The organism is Thalassobacillus sp. CUG 92003 (assembly GCF_013618635.1).
Lineage (GTDB): Bacteria > Bacillota > Bacilli > Bacillales > Halobacillaceae > CUG-92003.
In genome coordinates this window covers 288,772-308,040 of record NZ_JABLSJ010000002.1, presented here as the reverse complement: position 1 = coordinate 308,040, position 19,269 = coordinate 288,772, and the positions used below count along the sequence as shown (strand labels likewise).

Here is a 19,269-nt window from a genome sequence, read left to right as displayed (position 1 = left end):
AGAATTGTACGAATTGAGGGGGATTAACATTGGATCGAACACGTTTTTTTGTGCGGGTTGCCGCACTTTATGCTCTATTAGGCGCTTACATCGGTTCACACATGGCGGGTGCAGGCGGTTATGAATTGAAGACAGTACACGCCCATATTTTGGTCGTCGGGTGGCTATCGTTATTTTCATTCGGCATCTTTTATAAAGTATTCAACATTCCGAAAAACTCAAAACTATCATTGGTCCACGTCTGGACGTCGTTCATAGGTTCGCTGGGGCTGACGACCGGGATGTGGCTATATTATGTCCAGCCGATTGAAGGTATGGAGACCTTCAGTATGATCTTTTTTATCGTAGGCGGGAGCATCATGCTGCTTGCTTTTTTCACATTTGCGTTATTGGTATTCACAAAAGGGGAATGGATAACAGAAGACTAAGAAGGGAAAAACTGAATGAAACACCAAAATGCCGAACGATTTGAAATCAGTTCGGCATTTTGGTGTTCCAGGCAAACTATTCATGAAATATCTCCGATTTACTTATCTGGCTCACATTACTGAAGCTGAGCGCGAACCAATTGATCGTCGCCTTCCTCAGGTGAACCGCGTCCATCAGTACTGTTGGTAATAAAGTACAACGCGCCATCTATCCATTCTACATCCCGTATTCTGCCGTAATCTTCAACGATCCTCTCCGGTTCAGAATCATCAAGCGGCAGCTGGTAAATGGCTTCTCCTCTAAGAGCTGCTACGTACAGTGTATTATTTTGCGACGTCATACCAGATGGAGCCCACGTGTCGTTGCCTGTTTGATACAAGGGCGTTTCCATATCGGCGGCTTCTTCGTCCCCTTCAATTTCCGGCCACCCATAATTAGCACCAGCCTTGATTTGATTGACTTCATCATGGTTCGTCGATCCGTGTTCTGAAGCATACAGTTTTCCATTGTCTGCCCACGTTAATCCTTGCGGGTTCCGGTGCCCATAGCTATAGACATATGAGTCTGAATCAGGGTTATCTTCAGGTATGGAACCGTCTTGATTCAAGCGTAGAATGTTACCAGATAGGCTTGTTTTATCCTGAGCCGATGCTTGTTCTTGTGCATCCCCTGTCGTTACGTACAATTTTTCATCAGGTCCGATTTTCATTCTTCCTCCATTATGAAAGTTAGACCCTGGAATGCCCTCTATGATTGTCTCGGTTTCTTCCCACACATTATTACGCATCTCCAACACCACAACTCGATTCATGATGCCACCGTCCGCATTGTATGTGTGGTAAGCATACGCCTTTCGGGACTCTGAAAAATCAGGAAATAACGCTAGCCCGAGCAGGCCACCTTCTCCTATTTGAGCAATATCCTTGCTCGTTTCCACATCCATGCGTGTTGGATCAGTGCCCTCTTCCCATCGGGTGATGGAGCCTTCCCGTTCTGAGATAAAAAACGTACCCTCGGCCGATTCAATATCCCATGGGGAATTCAGCTGACTGATGAGCGCCGATTTGTCCTGATCATCGGCTTGTTCGTCCGATGGTTCAGAGGAAGGTTCCTGTTCGCTCGTACATTCCGAGAGCAAAGCAATCGCGAATACTAGGAATAGATATTTCATGATCCGCCCTCCTGACAATTGTTTCCTTCATTGTAGCAATTTTGTCTTTCAAACAGAAACAATGTAACACATCAGGAGCACCGAAAGACGACAACCCCATTAAGCTGCTGGGTTACGTCGCCACGCAGCCCTTGACGCCCCTGTGCGGACGAGACGATTAGCAAGCATGCCTGCACATACAGCTAAGACAGCGTCTTTCACGAAAAACGCCCCCATGCCTGCCCAAGCAGCCAAATAAGAAAAGCTTTCTGGCTCCCCCACCCAAAGGACGTATGCACCGTACATCCAATTCACTCCTATCGCGTAATTGATGAGGAGTCCAACACTTGCTGCCGTAATATACACATTCAATCTTCGGTTTTTTTCCGCAATTTTACCTACGACAAACGCCAATAAAATAAATGATAGTATAAATCCAAATGTCGGCATCACCAACACTGAAAAACCGGCTTTAAACCCAGCAAAAACAGGGGCCCCTACTAACCCCAGAGCCAAATAAACAGTCATGGCGATGGTGCCCAGACGACTGCCGAGTATGAGGCCCGCCAAGATAGCAAAAAAAGTTTGTAATGTTAACGGCACGCCCATAACCGAAAGAAAGGGTGCTACTGCTGTAATATTTGCTCCTATTGCCATCAAAGCGACAAACATAGCCCCAAGCGTGATATCATATGTAGATAATGCACGATTCGTCATGTTCTAACCTCCTTACCATTATAGTGCTACAATAGAGGACCTTGGCTATATTGTCAACTTTAAAATTTAAAGGTTTACAATATTCAAAAAGCGACCCCCTATCGCTCGGATTTAACACGCGAGCGATATGGGGTCTTATTCCAATACAGTGTTAAATTTATTAATGTTGCAGCGTTATCACGCGCCTGAAGTGTTATGTGCTTTAATAATAATCATACTCCTTGTCAGGTCGCTTAGTAGATGGCATACCCAAAGCTGATTTTAAGATTCCAATAACAATAAATACCGCTACAACTCCAATCGCTGCTCCCATTGGTCATCCTCCTTTACTGAATATGACGTCTGTCACCAGCGACAACGGTCCATTTAAGCTGATTTTTTTAGTTCTGCTTGCTTTTTCCTTATATCAACTTTAGTTAAAATCGAAATGATCAGGGCGATGACGAACATCCCCGCAAAGTAAATAAGGCTGTTTTCATAACTGCCGGTCGTATCCTGCATCCATGCCGCAAACAATGGGCCAACTAAACCAGCAGCTGCCCAAGCTGTTAAAATATAGCCGTGAATAGCACCTAACTCCTTGGTGCCGAACAAGTCGCCAATAAACGCTGGGATGGTTGCAAAGCCCCCACCGTAACACGTATAGATGACCGCCAATGCTACAACGAAGATAACGACCGAGGTCGTCCAGGGTAAAATGAGGAACAGGGCGATTTGCAAAGCGAAAAAAGTTAAATACGTATTGGCACGTCCGATGTAATCAGATCCGCTCGCCCAACCAATTCTACCAAGTCCATTAAAGATCCCCATGACGCCCACTAATGTAGCAGCGGCTCCTGTGCTCATGCCAACACTGTTTTCAGCCAGTGGCTTTGCCGCTGAAATGACAGCTATGCCACACGTTACATTAATGAATAACATGAGCCACAGATAGTAAAAGCGGACAGTTTTTAAGGACTCTTTTGCTTTAATATTGGCTAAATCTCGTTTTTCCACTTCCTTTTCTGCATGGGGGTCATACCCTTCAGGAGACCAGTCTTCAGGAGGGCGAGACAGATAGAGAGAAGAAAGGATCATGATGGCAAAATAACTTATTCCTAATATAAAAAATGTGGCGGCGATCCCTAAAGAACCGATCAGCCAGTCCATAACCGGGCTGGCGATGGCAGCAGCAAATCCAAACCCCATAATAGCCATTCCGGTAGCTAAGCCCCTTCTATCTGGGAACCATTTGACCAATGTGGATACTGGAGCTATGTAGCCAATACCGAGTCCAACACCGCCCAATACGCCATAAAAGAAATACAACATCCATAGCGAACCGGCGTTAACGGCTAAACCTGAACCAAATATCCCAATTCCAAAAAAAACAGCTGCCGTCATACCAGCTACACGAGGACCGTATTTTTCAACAAACCAGCCGAGAAACGCGGCCGATAATCCCAAGAACAAAATGGCCAAACTAAAGGTGAACTGCACTTGGCTGGAGCTCCAACCAAATTCATCGATCAAGGGGTTGGTAAAATTGCTCCATGCATAAACAGAACCAATCGATATGTGTATACCTACCGCACAAAGAGCAATTAACCATCGATTTTTCACTCTTCTCTGAGCCATAAAAATAATTCCTCCAATTATAACAAGATTTAAACTACACAGTGATAGATTTCCTTAATTTCTCAAATTAAAACTTGAAATTTTCAGAATGATCAAAAAAATAACACCAACGCTTACTTGAGCGCCGATGTTATTGCCCGTGTTCCTGCTGGGAACAAATTAGTTCGATTGTTTCGTTATTGGGGCCTTTGTACATTACCCCTTGTAACCGCCGAACCCGATAGGGGCCATCCACAGGAAACACATTATGTTCCTTTAACCATTCAACCCATGCGGTTAAATTGTTCACCTTCCAGGCAAAATGTACATGTCCAGAGGAAACCTCGGTTTCTTGTTTTGGCAGTACGAGTTCGAGTTGCAGACTCCCTCTAGTCAAAAACGTTAAGCTCTCATCATCCAGGTCGATCTGTTCACTAGTGTGAAAATCAATTAACTGTGTGTAAAACGTAATGGTACGTGCCAAACAGCTGGTCTCTATTCCGATATGATGCCAGCCCCTTAGCTCGGCTTCGTTACATAATGAGATTGATATCACCAAATTCATGCCAGAGGTAGTGTTGGTCGATCGCAACCTGGTAAGCCTCCATGAGATACTTTTCGCTCACAATAGCAGTGAGCAGGTCCAAATGACTTGCTTCAGGTTCATGAAAACCAGTGATTAAGCCATTCACGACTTTCAACTCGTGATGACGATCAATATAAAGACGACTGACACCTTTGCCATAGTGGAGTGTGCCTCTTGGAGATACAGCAGCTGATTCTAAAGCTCTAACCACAGTGGTGCCGGCAGCAATGACACGGTTCCCCTCTCGAGCAGCCCGCTCAATCATTTCCGTAGTTTCTTTAGGAATATGATAGTTTTCAGGATGGGATGAAGGTGTCGGCCACCTGTTATGGGAATAATAACTAAGCGACGTATGCAATTCGAGAAAAGCAATCTGCACCCCTTGATTACGTAAAGCATTCAACGTGCGCCAACTAAACGGGCGGCCTGCTGATGTCATCTCAACCGATCCTGGCACTGAACTATATACAGTCTGATAGGCATCGAGCGGCCATGGCTCGGTAATGTATTCATAGTAAACGGGCGCCCCATATTGATAGAAAAACGAAAGCAATTTCTCTCCAGCAAGCTCAAACTTAACTGTTTGAAGCGGTGACTCGCTCCCTTCCCCCACTACCTCTGCCGAGTAACCGTCCGCTAAAGTAATGGTGGTCCCTATCTTAAGTGCATCGGGAAGCAACAGCACTTCCCACACCCCATCTTCTACTTCCCGGGCAAGACGCATCTCGTAGCTCTCGCCCAGAACTTTAGCTTGGAATTGAGAAGGCATCGTTCTGGAACGATTGAGAACCAGGACATCTCCCGGGTGAAAGTAGGCTGAAATGTCGGAGAATTCACCATGCCGCGTTTTGCCTGTTAGACGATCCAACACCATAAGTTTGACATCTTCACGATTTCTACCCCTGTATTCCGCTGGTTCAGACGCGTTTAACGTATCAGGTATCGTAAATGAAAAGGCTGTATCTGTCATTCATTCCACCGCCTTCTCAAATGATTGCGCTTCTAATCGTTGCCCGTTGACACGTTGTGACCTTTCAGAAGCTAAATAAAAGAACACGTCGAGAATCTCGTCCGGCTTTGCCAATGGGTAATCACAATCAGGGATGGCTATGTCGTGCATCTCTGTATCCATTTCGCCTGGATCAACCATATTGATGCGAACACCATGTTGATAAACTTCGTCGGCCCAAATTTCAGTCAAACCTTCCAAAGCAAATTTCGAGACCCCATATGCTCCCCATTCTGCATAGCCTGTGTGTCCCGCTTCGGATGTTAGGTTGATGATCGAGCCTTGTTGTCGGGTGACCATCCCCGGCAGCACACGCTGGGCCATCAAAAATGGATTTTCAACGTTCACCCGCAACACTTCCGAAAATTCATCGGCAGGATAATCGAGCAGTAACTCCGGACCAGGACCAAACATAGAAGCGTTATTGATTAATACATCCACACGATCAAATGTATGTTCTGCAATGGACACAAACCGTTCCACATCGGAACGAACTGATATATCAGCCTCCACGGCGACCACTGCCGCTCCTAGTTGTTCTGCCTGATCCTTGACTTCCAGCAAACGATCCTTTCCGCGTGCGCATATCGCAAGGTTAGCGCCTTGTTCAGCAAATCCAAGGGCCAGCGCCTTCCCTAAACCTTTTGAAGCTCCCGTGATCATAATTGTTTGAGTCATACCACCAACACCTTTCTCAATTGATTACTTACAGTTTATCTGAGAAAGGCATACCCGCCATCACGAATAAGAAGGAATTAAGGGTACGCTATTGGTCGTGTAAAAATCTACGACCATTGAATGATTTCCCGGGAAATATGTCGAAGTACGCTACGAAAAAACGCGATAATGACGCCATTCGTCAGGAATCAATTGCCGGTATTTAGAAGTGAGGAAGCGATCATCGACCAGCATAATGGCCCCTTCATCCTTTTCCGATCGAATCAACCGCCCTCCCGCCTGCAACACTTTATTCATACCAGGAAATACATAAGCGTAGTCATACCCATTCCGGCTCGCGCGATTAAAGTGACCTTTGATCAATTCACGTTCAAAGCTGCGCGGAACTAAGCCCACACCCACAACCGCAACCCCGGTCAACCGGTCCCCTTTTAAATCGACACCTTCCGAGAAAATACCACCCAGCACTGCAAAGCCGATCTTCTCTCCCCCTGCATGAAATTGATCCAAAAATTCATCGCGTGCTTCCTCAGTCATAGCAGGAGACTGAATGATGGTGTCCCTATTACCTGTCTGTTTACGCCATTCTTCTGCTGCTTGCTCCATATACTGATAAGATGGAAAGAAAAATAAATGATTCCCGGGTTTCTCCAAAGTCATCTGGTAAAACGCTGCGATAATGGCAGGTAATGTCGCCGAGCGATCTTTATACCTTGTTGAGACGTTACAAATCGTGACATCGACAGCTTCTTCAAACTTATAAGGCGAAGGAAGTTTAAGAATATAATCATCTTTCGAACCACCTAATAAGTCTTTATAGTAAGCAAAAGGGGACAATGTAGCTGAAAAGAATACAGATGAACGAAACCCTTCACTGACTTTCCAAAGTAACTGAGAAGGGTCCACACAGTACAGTTTAATAAACAGTTTACGGTGGTCGCCTTGCCCATAAATGACATAGGATTCATCCATCATCTTGCTCACTTTAATAAAATTTTGCGCAGCAAAATACGCATCTTTTAACGGCTCTTTGTCCTCTGTGTCATCCCCTTCTCGTAATTCCTTCTCAGCATAGCGTACGAATTGATCAAGGCTTTCCTCAAAGCTCCCTGGCATCTCATCGAGTACAAAAGCCTCTCCTTTACCTTGCTGTTTTTCTAGGCGCTGCAAATCACGCGCAATCGACTCAGCTGCCTCTTTCACTTTGTCTTCATGAGCAGGGTACGACCGGGAAATGTGGAGAAAACTATCTTCTTCCAGCGAAGCTGAGAACATCTCGCGCCCGCGTTCCACTAGATTATGGGCTTCATCGACAAGCAAAGCTGATTGTTTTTTATCTTCTGGCATCAGCCGCTTCAGACTGACCTTAGGGTCAAAAATATAATTGTAGTCGCATATGACAACATCCACTACATAAGCGACATCCAATGAAAATTCAAAAGGACAGACCTTATGTTTCATGGCATAGGATTCGATGACAGAACGAGTCACTATCATTTCATTTTGCAAAATATCGATGATCGCCCCATTAATTCGATCGTAGTAGCCATCAGCGAATTCACAATAGTCAGGCTGACAAATCGTCTCCTCTTGAAAACAGATTTTGTCCTTAGCTGTCAGGGTAACCGACCGCAATGCTAGGCCTTCATCTTTCATGTATTGCAAGGCTTCCTCCACGGTTGCACGCGTTACCGTTTTAGCTGTTAAATAAAATATCTGGTGAAGATCTTCTTGCTCCATCGCTTTAATAGCAGGAAATAAAGTGGAGATGGTTTTTCCTATGCCTGTCGGCGCCTGAGCGTAAAGCTGCCGTTTCTCCTGGATCGTTTTATAGACGGCACCTGTCAATTTGCGCTGCCCGTCGCGGAAGTGAGTAAAAGGAAACCCCAAATCAGGGAGGGATCGTTGTTTTTGTTCACGAATATGCAGGAGTATCCGACCGTAAGATAGATATTCTTGAATCATTGCCTCCATGAAGGTCTGCAACGCTTGTTGATCAAACGTTTGTTTAATGATTCGTTTTTCTTTTGAGTGTTTTTGTACATACGTCAGTTGGACGTCAATCTCGGTTAATCGATGATCTAGTGCGTATATGTAGGCATAACTCTTAGCTTGGGCCCAATGCACAGGGAGACCTTCTGATTCCAGTTCGTCAAGCATAAGTGAGGTAGATTTTATTTCATCAATAATCGGATGGCCTTCCCGCATCAGCACCCCATCACAGCGACCGTGAACAACTAAATCAAGATCATCTTGACGGAAAGTCGTTTCCAGGTAAACTTCTTTTTCATCCTGATCCTCATACGCTTGCTGGACATCCTGGTGAATAGCAGTCCCTTCTTGTAAAGCAGTCGGGGATCGAAAGCGGTTGTCAATGTTCCCAGAACGATACACGTATTCAGCCAAGGAACGGATGGAGACACTCAATTGACTGTCCATTAGCTTCACTCCCCTTCATAACATTCATGTATATTTTACCGACACGAAACAACTCTGGCTGCCGAAATAATGTAAGAAAATTCTGTTCTTGCTGTTTTTTAAATCTTTACCGTTTTCCAAACATCTATTTAGGCATATAATTATAATAAGGGTAAAATAAAGGAAATAACAGGTGTGATGTTTTTATGAAAAAATTCCTTTTAATGATTTCGATTCTTGGCCTCCTAATCGCAGGCCTATTAACTTTTATCATTATTATACAAGATACACCGTCTAATCAAGAAACGGACAACACCCCTCAACAAGAAGAACCTGAAGAGACTGAACAAGACACAGCCGAACAAAACGATGAGGAAGCTGACGAAGAACCTGAAGAAAGTACGCTCGGAGAGGTTTTCACCAGTGTCTTAGAAAACGCTCGTGGGCTCTTTGTGCAAGATGACCTCGATATTGTGGCGATCGGAGACTCTTTGACGCAAGGGGTTGGCGATAGCACTGATAATGAAGGCTATGTTGGCGTGCTTGAAGATTCCCTAAACAGCAATGGTAACACGCCTGAAGAAATCAATATTGAGAATTATGGGAAACGCGGCAATCGAACCGATCAATTAATCGAGCGCGTTAAACAGGAAGAGATGACCCGTTCGATTGAACAGGCTGATTTAGTCCTAGTGACGATTGGGGCCAACGATGTCATCAAAGTGTTGAAGAGTAATTTTGAGGGGTTGAACTACCAGGATTTCGTGACAGCCCAAGAAGGTTACAGGGAACGCATGGATGAACTGGTCAATTTAATCAGGGAACGAAACCCTAATGCTCCTGTCTATTTAATCGGGCTCTATAACCCTTTCGAAGCTTATTTTACTAATATTCCAGAACTTGGCCAAATTACTAGTGATTATAACCGCATCACTAAGGAAGTCATTTCAGATCAAAACGGGGTCAACTTTATCCCTATCAAAGATATTTTTAATAACCAGAATACAGACCTATTATGGAAAGAGGATAATTTCCATCCGAATGAAAAAGGGTATAAACTTATTGCAGAGCGCGTGTTAGAATATATAAGATCAGATATTGAGCAAAACCAGTAAACACCCAGGGTGGAATGATATGAAGAAGTTTACGATTAAAAATAAATGGAAAGCACTTTTCTTCGGCCTCGCCATTGTGAATATCGGGATTGTCCTTTGGATATTAGGGTTAGTGTTTCTTCCCACTTCGTATACGCTTGTCAATGTTGATGAGCAAAAAGAAAATAAAGAAGCCCAATTTACTGTTGTATCCACTAAAGAGAACCTCGAACAGCTAGCCAACGAGTATCTCGGAGAACTATCAAAAGATACCGGCCTGAACTATTCGATTTCACTAGAGCGAAATGTTGAATTAAAAGGGAACATTGAAGCGTTTGACCAAAAGATTCCGCTCACTGCCCAGTTTAATCCCGTTGTCCAGGAAAACGGCGATGTTGTGCTGGAACAAGAAAGCATTTCCTTAGGAAAATTGCCGTTGCCCACCAAAAAGGTGTTAGAATATGTCCGTGACAGTTACAACCTTCCTGAATGGGTCGTCGTAAACCCAAATGATGAAAACATTTATGTCGCCGTTACCGACATGGAGACGGCCAGTAATTTTAATGTGAGTGTGGATCGGTTCAATCTTAAAAGCAATCAACTTGCCTTCAACATAGCCGTCCCAAATGAGTCGTTCAATTTTGCTCAGCGCATGGTCTCCGAAAAATTGAACGACTAAAAAGGCTTTGTCTAAAACATAAAAATGCCGAACTGATTGCAAATCATTCGGCATTTTTGTATAGCAAGGAAGGCATTCCCTTACCTACGGTCATGACTCCTCAGCAATGTTCGGTTTTTCATCTCCGTCATTCATGCGCGTATTACGTGTTCGGCGCATCGAATTGCTGGAAGATGTTTTGATCGGGTATCTTATAAACGTCCCGATTCATCAAATGGTTAATAATCACCTTGTTCCTATGCACAGCTAAACCTAAATTCGTAGAGCCGACCCCATGGGTATGGGAAATCCCGCTGTGCACGTAGATTTCACTCGGGGTCTCTGCTGTTTTCACTAATCGATAGTCGGGTTCAACCTTGTATCGCCCCTCTTCGTCCCATTCCACAAACGAGCCTAGTTGGTGTATGAAATCAGGCACATAGGGACGGTACCCAGTGGCCGTAATAACGACATCGCTCTGCATTTCAAAGGTCTCGCCCGTTTGCTTATGCTGACACGTAATGGTGTAGCCTGGGGCGTTCGATTTGGATTCAATATTCTTCACTTCAGTCAAAACTTGTAACCCCGCATCGACGCGGTCCTGCCCGATAGAATGTTCATAAAGCAGATTATAAATATCTGTCACCGTATGGTTACTGATGCCTTTATAAAACAAATCCTGGTCCGTAAATATTTCATCTTTTTTATGTTGAGGAAGCTGATAAAAGTAATTCACATAATCGGGGGAGAAATGCTCCAGGCTTAATTTCGATTCTTCCATAGAAGCGAACCCGGAACGCGTAATCCAATTCAATCGGTAGCCATGATCTTGTTGCTCCTTCAACAATTCCCTGAACGTTTCAGCAGCGCTTTGCCCTGAGCCGATGACAGATATGGCTTCCGATTGTCGACAGCGTTCCTGATGTTTGAGAAAGTCAGCGGTATGAAACACATCCTCTTCCGGTAGGCCCTGGAAGGATTTCGGCATAGCGGGAACACTCCCTGACCCCAATACGAGATGTTTGGTTCGAAACCCTTTCGTTTCTTCAGATGCTATATCCAGAACTTCCACTTCGAAATACGGCTCATTATCCTCAATGTAGCGGAGATTCGTTACGCGATGGCCGAACACACAACTCGCAAGTTGGTTTGAGACCCACTGACAATAGTCATTATATTCACGTCGCGGTATTTCCAACCGTTGCAAAAAGTAGAACTGATACATCCGCTCATTTTCGTTGATATAATTTAAAAAGCTATACGGGCTCTTCGGGTCAGCCATCGTTACCAAATCAGCAAGAAATGGCACTTGAAGTCTCGTCCCTTCGATCAACATGCCAGGGTGCCAATCAAACTGTTGTTTTTGCTCAAAAAACAACGCATCAACCTCCGTCTGCTCATCTAACAAAGCTGCTAAGCTAAGGTTGAATGGACCGACGCCTACTCCGATTAAATCATACATTTCCTTCGTTTCGTTCATTATGTGTTCCCCTTTTGGTGTGAAAAAGACGTTTCACCTTGTTAGTTATTTAACCTTCATCATAACATAGTTATCACTGTATTCAGTACGTCACTTTTATACGTTAGTATGATCTTGATTCCTCGTGATCATGCGCTTGTTATAAGGAAAGAAGCTATCCTGAGTGAGGTGATGGGAATAATCCATTTACGTGTGTTAAAATAGTGGAGAAAAGTCAACCGGTAAAAGGATGTGACAACATGCGCGTTGTAAATAATATTGCAGATTTAATCGGCGAAACACCGTTAGTTAAACTGAACCGTCTGTCGCCTGAAGACGGGGCTTATATTTATATGAAATTAGAAATGTTCAATCCAAGCGGAAGTGTCAAAGACCGTGCCGCTTATAATATGATGGTTGAAGCAGAAAAGGAAGGTTTGTTAAAGGAAGGTTCCACTATCATTGAGCCAACAAGCGGCAACACGGGCATCGGCATTGCTATGAGTGCCACTGCTAAAGGGTACCGATCCATTCTTGTCATGCCGGATACCATGACTCAGGAACGCATCAACTTATTGAAGGCTTACGGAGCTGAAATCGTTCTATCGCCCGGAGCAGACAAAATGCCCGGAGCTATCGAAAAAGCAAAAGAACTCGTAGATGAAATCCCGAATAGTTTCATGCCGATGCAATTCGAAAATAAGGCCAACCCCGATGCTCACCGGCAAACAACCGCGGCCGAAATAATCGCCGCGATGAACGAAATTGGTAAGCCGCTATCAGCCTTTGTCTCCACAGCAGGTACCGGGGGAACGGTTACCGGAACAGGCGAAGAACTGAAAAAGCACTATGAGCACCTTTCCATTCATGTCGCTGAACCTGCTGGATCCCCTGTTCTTTCAGGGGGGAAACCCGGCAAACATAAATTAGTCGGGACAAGCCCCGGTTTCATTCCGGATATTTTGAATCAAACCATTTATGATGAAATATGCAAAGTGACAGATGAGCAGGCCTATGCGATCACTAGACGCTTAGCCAAAGAGGAAGGCATTTTAGTCGGTACATCAGCAGGAGCTGCCTGTTTTACAGCGATGGAGGTAGCTGAGCAAAAGGATCAAGGAGAAATCGTGGTCGTCATCGCACCGGATACCGGCGAACGGTACCTCTCAGGGGATCTGTTCAGATATTAATTTACAAGGAGGCGTAAACATGAACGAAGAGGTTGTATTCCAACATATGGAATCTGTACGCAACCGGACCATTTCAAGTCTGGAAACCACGCCCGATTATGCATTAGATACGGTACCGAAAGGATTCAATAACTCACTTCGGTGGAACTTCGGCCATATTTTGGTCGTGCAGGAAAAGTTGGTTTACGGGTTCACAGGCGAGGACAAACAACTCCCTGAGCAGTATGTTTCATTCTTCAGCCCAAGAACTTCACCAAGCCAATGGGAAAGCACGCCGCCCCGAGCTGAAGAGATCCAATCATATTTGCAAGCTCAAACGTCACAAATAAAGCAAACGTTCGCTAATCGGCTCCATGAAAAAAGGGACCAACCGATGCAGATTGGTTCCTTTCACTTGGCGACCTTAGAAGAAGCGATGACATTCTCGCTTTACCATGAATCGATTCATCAAGGTACGATTATTGGCCTAAAGCGAGCTCAAGAGTTCGAACAGCTTTGAGCAGCTCATGCACAAGAATAACTCGCGACCTTTACCGTTTTTAACGGTCATAAACGGTAAAGGTCGCGAAATCTCAAGTGCCAGCCGAGATGATACGATGTGACGCGACAGCCTATAACCAAGATGAACAATCCATACGTTTGCCAGGTGCTAGCCAAATCAATAAGACCGCCCGCGACCGATAAACCGGCTACTAACGCCCATACGGCATAAATCTCCTGATGAAGAACCATGGGGCGCCGTTGCGCCAACACATCTCGTGTTACCCCGCCGCCTACACCGGTTAAAATAGCCGCAAATAATATCCCGCCGAAAGGGAAACCATTCTCGACCGCAAATGCCGCACCCTGTAAAGCAAACGCTGACAATCCAACGGCATCTAAATACACATTCCAGCGATCCCAAAACATAACCCAGCTTTTCGGAAACACATACACAATCGATATCGTGATGACAGCCACCCATAGCAAGCTGCTCTGTTCCCATACGTGGACCACCGGAACATCCAATGCGATATTCCGGATAATGCCACCCGCGAATGGGGTGGCGATACCGAGTATGAACGTTCCAAATATATCATAACGTTCACTCAATGCTACAATGGCCCCGCTAAAAGCAAACGCAGCCACAGCAATAACATTTAACACATCCCAAGCCATAGTTCCAAACTCCTTCTTATTTCTGCTACTCATATCTTAGCAAGAAGAACGCTATGACAACAGGGTAATGTGGTGTCCTACAGTTCCGAAACGGCCATTTGAATATCCTTGGCATGGGAGATCGCGGTTATAACCGCTACTCCGTCAGCTCCTGCTTGGATGACCTCATGGGCGTTTGCCGTTGTGATGCCCCCAATGCCTACCAGCGGAAGTTGCGGATGATGGCGCTTCACTGTTTTAATCCACTCTGTTCCTACTGCTTGTTTAGCATCTGCTTTGGTCGCCGTCGAAAAAATCGGACCTAATCCAAGATAATCTACAGTCTGCACGTCACTCTTCTCTAACTCCTCGAACGTCGAGACTGATAAACCGATCCATTTATCGGGAAACCGGTCACGCACACGCGCAGCCGCTTCGTCTTCTTGCCCGATATGAATACCATCAACATCTAAATCCAGAGCAAGATCACTATCATCATTGATGAAAAACAACACCCCATGCTTACGGCATTCCTCACGGAGAATAAGGCCAAGGTTCCGTTTAGCCTCACCTGTTAAGCTACCTTCTCCTTTTTCGCGAAATTGAAAGGCTGTAATGCCGCCTTCAATGGCCGCTTGCAAAGTCAAAACAGGATCATTGAGACAGTTTTGGCTCCCCATCACGAAATATTTTCTGAGCTGCTCACCCGAAAAACGAGGGTTCATAAATACGTCACCCGTGTCTTTTTACCGTCCAGCACTAATTCCTCCCAACTCAAAGCTAAACTATCAAGGAAGGCAGGTGTAAAGGTGCCAGGCCCATGGACGTATAATTGATGAGCCGCATACTCAGCCGCCAACCCATAAAATGCAGTACCAGCCAGTGCAGCATCCAAGGTGGAGGATGAAGAGCTAAGACAAGCTGTAACCACCGAGCCTAATAAACAACCCGACCCCGTAATGCGCGCCAACATAGGGCTGCCATGTCTATTTTCAGCCGTTTGATTACCGTCACTGAGCACATCTGTTTCACCCGTAACAAGCGCAACCGTGTGGTACGTTTGAGCCACCTGACTCGCCAGATAACCCACGTCCCCTTCACCTGTCGAATCCACCCCTTTGGTCTCCCATGGAACATCAATTAAGTGGGCCATCTCCCCTGCATTTCCTTTAATGAGTGTAGGCTTCACCTCATTTAACAGCTTCTGCACAGATTCAGAACGAAAAGGTGTTGCAGCCACACCAACCGGATCGATCACGACAGGTACGCCGTTTTCGTTGGCTGCTCGTCCTGCTGTGATCATAGCTGCTAATTCCGGTTTTGTCATGGTTCCAATATTAAGGAGCAGGCCTTGGGAGACACTGGCCATGTCTGCCGTCTCTGCTTCTTCAGCAGCCATCACAGGAGAACCGCCAAAAGCAAGCAGACCATTCGCAGAAAAATTCATGACGACTTTATTGGTGATGTGATGGACTAGAGGCTGTATCTCGCGCACTTCACGAATAAGCTGTCCAATATATTGTCCACTCATCTGCTCTTAACCTCCTCACGCCAAGCCCAATGATTCGTCGGCCCGTTCCCATGGCCGAGTGCAAAGGAATGTCTTATAGCTGACGTTACATATTGTTTCGCGGCTTCCACCGCATCCTCGAGAACGTAGCCTTGACTTAAATAAGCTGTAATCGCGGCGGAATACGTACATCCCGTTCCATGCGTGTGCTTTGTATTAATTCGCTCGGACGCAAAGGTGCGGAAATGATGACCATCGTATAATATATCGATCGCTTGACCATCAAGATGCCCGCCTTTAATCAAGGCTGCCCCAGCACCATATTGCTGCACAAGTTGGACTGCCGCTTCTTTCATATCTTTTTCATCTCGTATTTGCTTGCCTGTCCAAGCTTCCGCCTCAGGCAAATTTGGCGTGACCACATCTGCATATGGAAGGAGTTCATCACGCAAAAACAACCTATCCGCTTCTTCCATTAAGGGATCTCCGCTTTTCGCCACCATGACGGGGTCCATCACATAAGCAACGGATTTATTTTGGACGACTGGAGCAATCACTTTCATCATGTCGCGGTTCGCAATCATCCCCGTCTTCATGGCATGCAGCGGCATATCTTCAATAATAGAGGTGATTTGCCGCTTCAGCATCTCAAGCGGTAAATGGAAAACATCCTGAACACCTGTTGTATTTTGTGCCACAACCGAAGTAATGACAGACATGCCATAACTCTTCAACTCTTGGAACGTTTTTAAATCAGCTTGTATTCCTGCTCCTCCACTGGGATCCGTTCCAGCAATAGTGAGAGCGCATGGTGTTTCTTTCATAAGTTAACCTCCTTATTTTCCGGCCATTCTTCACATGTATACGCCATATTCCAGAACGACCACTCGAGCTGACAGCTTTTCCGAAATGCTGTTTCCATTCGTTTCTTTTGGTACTCAGAAGCACCCTCTGCTGCAGCATCCAGCCGATTTCTTAGTTGGAGGGTGATATCGGCTACTTCAGGATCAGCATAAAAGGTTATCCAGTCATAAAAAGGGTGGTCTGGACCCGGCTGCGCCTCTTGTTTGAGGTTGTCTCCAATTTCAAGGTACGTCCAGGGACATGGCAATAAAGCAGCCAGGGCTTCACCCAGAGACCCCATTTGAGCGTGATACATCATGTGCTTAACATAATGATCAGCCGTAGGGGGTAAAGCATAACCTTGCAATTCTTCATAACCGACACCAATATGGTCACAGAAATTATGGTGGGGGTGCACTTCACTATTCAAAACAAACTGGATTTGCTCATTGAAAAACGCCACATCTTCGCGTTGAGTTGATTTTGATATTGCGATGCCATAAATATGCATAAACGCATTCAAATACTCATAATCAGCCTTAATATAGTGAGCTATCGCTTCCTCAGGGACATCACCAGTTTTGATCCCCTGGACGAACGGATGGTCATAAATCATGTTAAATAGATCATCATTCTTTCTGCGTAATTGTTCAGTAAATGTCATAATATAGCCTCCTTCTTATGGTTCCTTTCACTAGAGGTGAAAGTCAGAAGGGAAACGTCGGGATGACAAATATACATGTCGTATTAATGGCATCATCCTGCTTCCCTTCGCAGGTGCTAACCAGATCAGGTTCTAAGGGACAAAGGATCTCTCCTTATCTCAGCTTAAAACAGCGCCCCCAGCAGCTTCGCGTTAATCAAGCAGATCAAAATGAATGCGTCTATCCTCCCCTCCTTTCAACAACAAAAACCAGCTCCAAACAAAGTAAGGACCTGGCTGATGATATACGTAGAGTTACGCGTCGCGCTACTTTCCTCCGCTGGTGCTAACCAGATCAGGTCAAGGGTTGAAAAGCCTGATCGCGCTTCTCTCTCAGCCCAAACTCCTGGGCACCCCTAGTAGTCATATTCAATTTAATCTGCTTCTTTCATCGTATCAAACCTCAGCACGTCTGTCATGCCTCATTTATCGAAGGAAATAACTAGAAAAATAATCCATTTATCAGCCTATTTGCTTTTCGTTTTTCCTGGATTAATGAATTAATTATGCGGATATAGATAAATATAACTAAAAAAGTGCTTCTTGTGGCAATCTGCCACAAGGTAATCATAATTCGACAAAGAATAAGTATTAAATATCAGACAGCTATCGTGAGAGGGGCAAACAATCATGAGAGAATGGTTAATCCAAATCAGAAAAGAACTAAACCTTACTCAAGAAGAAGTCGCGAGAGGAGCTCACATCAACCGCGCATACTACACCCAAATCGAAAGCGACACACGCAACCCAAGCATGGCTGTCGCCAAACAAATCTCCCGATTTTTGAACATCGACCCATCACTGTTTTTCACCGATCATCTCAGTGAGCCCTTTCAGGCAGCAATAGAAGGATCCCCAATTACAGTGGCACATTGTGATTTAAACTTGCGGTTTACGTGGATTTATAACCCTCACTCAAGTTTGAACCCTTTAACCATCATCGGTAAGCGCCCCGATGATATTCACAACGGTGATGGGACAAATGCACTTATATCACTTAAAGATAAGGTCATTAAGACCGGGAAAACCTTCACAGAATACATTCACTTCGATTTGCCCGATGAGCAACTTTATTACTATGTGTTTGCACGTCCTCTCCTTAATCACAAAGGAAATATCATCGGTGTTGCCACAACTTCCACAAACTTAACACATGACAAAGGGGTGCTTAGCCGTGAGATACCTCTCAAATGATATGTTGAAGTTAACATATCATTTAGCCTTAAAATCAAACGTCGATCTCGAATTTATTGATTTACTCAAGCAGGAACTTCAGCAACGCAAATTACAGATTAAGCCTAAACAACCCGTTAAATAAAAATCAACCGACATACATGATTCGCTTTTAGTTGGGAAAACCAAATGGTAAAAGGGAGTCTTGTTAAATGTCAGATTATTCCTGGTTTTCTCGCACATGGTTTATGGAGCAAGACTGGACAGATCTATTGTTTATGAATTGGCCGGTGCCGAGAGATATTCTCCTCCCATTAATCCCCCCTTCTTTTACATTAGATGAGTACCAAGGTACAGCTTGGATCAGCCTCATTCCTTTTCATGTGAGCAACACCCGTATAAAAGGTTGCCCTGTCATCCCTGGATTCAACGCGTTCGATGAATTGAATATCCGCACTTACGTCACGTATGAAGGAATAAAAGGGGTCTATTTTCTAAAAATCAATGCCAATCACCCCCTTATGGCTCGTTTTGTCCATACCATGTTTGGTCTGCCTTACTTTTCAGCTTCGATACGAAGCCAACAAAACGGCCTCTCCAATAGGTTTGTCAGTCGGAGTTCAAAAGGGCTCGATCATTTTGCCGTTCATTATTCCGTGGTATCTCCTCCCCTTCAGGCAGAACCAGGGTCTTTAATCTACTGGTTAACCGAACGGTATTGCCTGTGGCTCACCCATGATCGGATGATCTATAAAGGACCGATTTATCATCAAAGTTGGAAGCTTCAAAAGGCAAGAATAGACCACCACTTCTATAAGTCAGACCTGCTCCCAGACGCCATTTTCTCAAAACAGCCGATTGCCTATTACAGTGACCATCAGCACGCACACTCATTTCCCCTGACCAAACAAATATAGAC

General features: G+C 44.9%; 21 protein-coding genes and 2 riboswitches. Of the genes, 8 read left to right on the top strand and 13 right to left on the bottom strand.

The window, feature by feature from the left end:
- Positions 1-29: 29 nt before the first annotated feature.
- Positions 30-428 carry a hypothetical protein gene (locus HOP45_RS04160; RefSeq protein WP_181347648.1) on the top strand — a complete coding sequence of 133 codons (399 nt, stop codon included), beginning with the start codon at positions 30-32 and terminating at the stop codon, positions 426-428.
- 116 nt (positions 429-544) lie between these two features.
- Here the strand turns inward: HOP45_RS04160 and HOP45_RS04155 are convergent, their stop codons facing one another.
- The 7 genes from HOP45_RS04155 to HOP45_RS04125 all read right to left on the bottom strand — a co-directional run bounded on the left by HOP45_RS04155 (position 545) and on the right by HOP45_RS04125 (position 8,604).
- Positions 545-1,600 carry a PQQ-dependent sugar dehydrogenase gene (locus tag HOP45_RS04155; RefSeq protein ID WP_181347647.1) on the bottom strand — a complete coding sequence of 352 codons (1,056 nt, stop codon included), beginning with the start codon at positions 1,598-1,600 and terminating at the stop codon, positions 545-547.
- A 99-nt stretch (positions 1,601-1,699) separates the two neighbouring features.
- Positions 1,700-2,296: a biotin transporter BioY gene (locus HOP45_RS04150; protein WP_181347646.1), complete on the bottom strand. Its 597-nt coding sequence runs from the start codon at positions 2,294-2,296 to the stop codon at positions 1,700-1,702.
- A 366-nt stretch (positions 2,297-2,662) separates the two neighbouring features.
- Positions 2,663-3,913 (bottom strand): L-lactate MFS transporter, encoded by a 1,251-nt coding sequence (locus HOP45_RS04145; protein WP_181347645.1) that lies wholly within the window; start codon positions 3,911-3,913, stop codon positions 2,663-2,665.
- Between the two features lie 130 nt (positions 3,914-4,043).
- Positions 4,044-4,457, bottom strand: a complete 414-nt coding sequence (locus tag HOP45_RS04140) for a VOC family protein (protein ID WP_255437489.1) — start codon at positions 4,455-4,457, stop codon at positions 4,044-4,046.
- Positions 4,426-5,448, bottom strand: a complete 1,023-nt coding sequence (locus HOP45_RS04135; RefSeq protein ID WP_181347643.1) for an S-adenosylmethionine:tRNA ribosyltransferase-isomerase — start codon at positions 5,446-5,448, stop codon at positions 4,426-4,428. The genes HOP45_RS04140 and HOP45_RS04135 overlap by 32 nt, the downstream gene beginning before the upstream one ends.
- A complete protein-coding gene (locus HOP45_RS04130) occupies positions 5,449-6,165 on the bottom strand; it encodes an SDR family oxidoreductase (protein WP_181347642.1) in 717 nt (238 codons plus the stop codon).
- Positions 6,166-6,315: 150 nt separating this feature from the next.
- A complete protein-coding gene (locus HOP45_RS04125) occupies positions 6,316-8,604 on the bottom strand; it encodes an ATP-dependent DNA helicase (protein WP_181347641.1) in 2,289 nt (762 codons plus the stop codon).
- A 185-nt stretch (positions 8,605-8,789) separates the two neighbouring features.
- Between HOP45_RS04125 and HOP45_RS04120 the strand changes: the two genes are divergently transcribed.
- A complete protein-coding gene (locus HOP45_RS04120) occupies positions 8,790-9,698 on the top strand; it encodes a DUF459 domain-containing protein (protein ID WP_181347640.1) in 909 nt (302 codons plus the stop codon).
- Positions 9,699-9,717: 19 nt separating this feature from the next.
- Positions 9,718-10,356: a YpmS family protein gene (locus HOP45_RS04115; protein ID WP_181347639.1), complete on the top strand. Its 639-nt coding sequence runs from the start codon at positions 9,718-9,720 to the stop codon at positions 10,354-10,356.
- Between the two features lie 142 nt (positions 10,357-10,498).
- On the opposite strand, the gene HOP45_RS04110 is transcribed toward HOP45_RS04115, so the two are convergent.
- Positions 10,499-11,815, bottom strand: a complete 1,317-nt coding sequence (locus HOP45_RS04110; protein WP_181347638.1) for a lysine N(6)-hydroxylase/L-ornithine N(5)-oxygenase family protein — start codon at positions 11,813-11,815, stop codon at positions 10,499-10,501.
- Between the two features lie 239 nt (positions 11,816-12,054).
- Between HOP45_RS04110 and cysK the strand changes: the two genes are divergently transcribed.
- The gene (gene cysK / locus HOP45_RS04105) at positions 12,055-12,984 is read left to right on the top strand and encodes a cysteine synthase A (protein ID WP_181347637.1); all 930 of its coding nucleotides are present in this window, start codon (positions 12,055-12,057) and stop codon (positions 12,982-12,984) included.
- Between the two features lie 19 nt (positions 12,985-13,003).
- Complete coding sequence (locus tag HOP45_RS04100; protein WP_181347636.1) at positions 13,004-13,483, top strand: DinB family protein; 480 nt, start codon at positions 13,004-13,006, stop codon at positions 13,481-13,483.
- A gap of 47 nt (positions 13,484-13,530) precedes the next feature.
- Here the strand turns inward: HOP45_RS04100 and HOP45_RS04095 are convergent, their stop codons facing one another.
- The 5 genes from HOP45_RS04095 to tenA form a co-directional block, all read right to left on the bottom strand.
- Positions 13,531-14,142 (bottom strand): trimeric intracellular cation channel family protein, encoded by a 612-nt coding sequence (locus HOP45_RS04095; protein WP_181347635.1) that lies wholly within the window; start codon positions 14,140-14,142, stop codon positions 13,531-13,533.
- Between the two features lie 77 nt (positions 14,143-14,219).
- Entirely contained in the window at positions 14,220-14,846 is a 627-nt protein-coding gene (thiE, locus tag HOP45_RS04090) for a thiamine phosphate synthase (RefSeq protein WP_181347634.1), read from the bottom strand.
- The gene (thiM, locus tag HOP45_RS04085) at positions 14,843-15,652 is read right to left on the bottom strand and encodes a hydroxyethylthiazole kinase (RefSeq protein ID WP_181347633.1); all 810 of its coding nucleotides are present in this window, start codon (positions 15,650-15,652) and stop codon (positions 14,843-14,845) included. Before thiM ends, thiE begins: the two co-directional genes overlap by 4 nt.
- Entirely contained in the window at positions 15,649-16,455 is an 807-nt protein-coding gene (thiD, locus tag HOP45_RS04080) for a bifunctional hydroxymethylpyrimidine kinase/phosphomethylpyrimidine kinase (protein WP_181347632.1), read from the bottom strand. The genes thiM and thiD overlap by 4 nt, the downstream gene beginning before the upstream one ends.
- Entirely contained in the window at positions 16,452-17,138 is a 687-nt protein-coding gene (tenA, locus tag HOP45_RS04075; protein ID WP_181347631.1) for a thiaminase II, read from the bottom strand. Before tenA ends, thiD begins: the two co-directional genes overlap by 4 nt.
- An 85-nt stretch (positions 17,139-17,223) precedes the next feature.
- Positions 17,224-17,328, bottom strand: a riboswitch (TPP riboswitch).
- Between the two features lie 104 nt (positions 17,329-17,432).
- Positions 17,433-17,545: riboswitch (TPP riboswitch) on the bottom strand.
- Positions 17,546-17,807: 262 nt separating this feature from the next.
- On the opposite strand from tenA, the gene HOP45_RS04070 reads away from it, so the two are divergent.
- The 3 genes from HOP45_RS04070 to HOP45_RS04060 all read left to right on the top strand — a co-directional run bounded on the left by HOP45_RS04070 (position 17,808) and on the right by HOP45_RS04060 (position 19,267).
- Positions 17,808-18,371 (top strand): helix-turn-helix domain-containing protein, encoded by a 564-nt coding sequence (locus HOP45_RS04070; protein ID WP_181347630.1) that lies wholly within the window; start codon positions 17,808-17,810, stop codon positions 18,369-18,371.
- The gene (gene sda / locus HOP45_RS20950; protein WP_370457943.1) at positions 18,331-18,495 is read left to right on the top strand and encodes a sporulation histidine kinase inhibitor Sda; all 165 of its coding nucleotides are present in this window, start codon (positions 18,331-18,333) and stop codon (positions 18,493-18,495) included. Before HOP45_RS04070 ends, sda begins: the two co-directional genes overlap by 41 nt.
- Positions 18,496-18,562: 67 nt before the next feature.
- Positions 18,563-19,267, top strand: coding sequence for a YqjF family protein (locus HOP45_RS04060; RefSeq protein ID WP_181347628.1), 705 nt, complete (start codon positions 18,563-18,565; stop codon positions 19,265-19,267).
- Positions 19,268-19,269 lie beyond the last annotated feature (2 nt).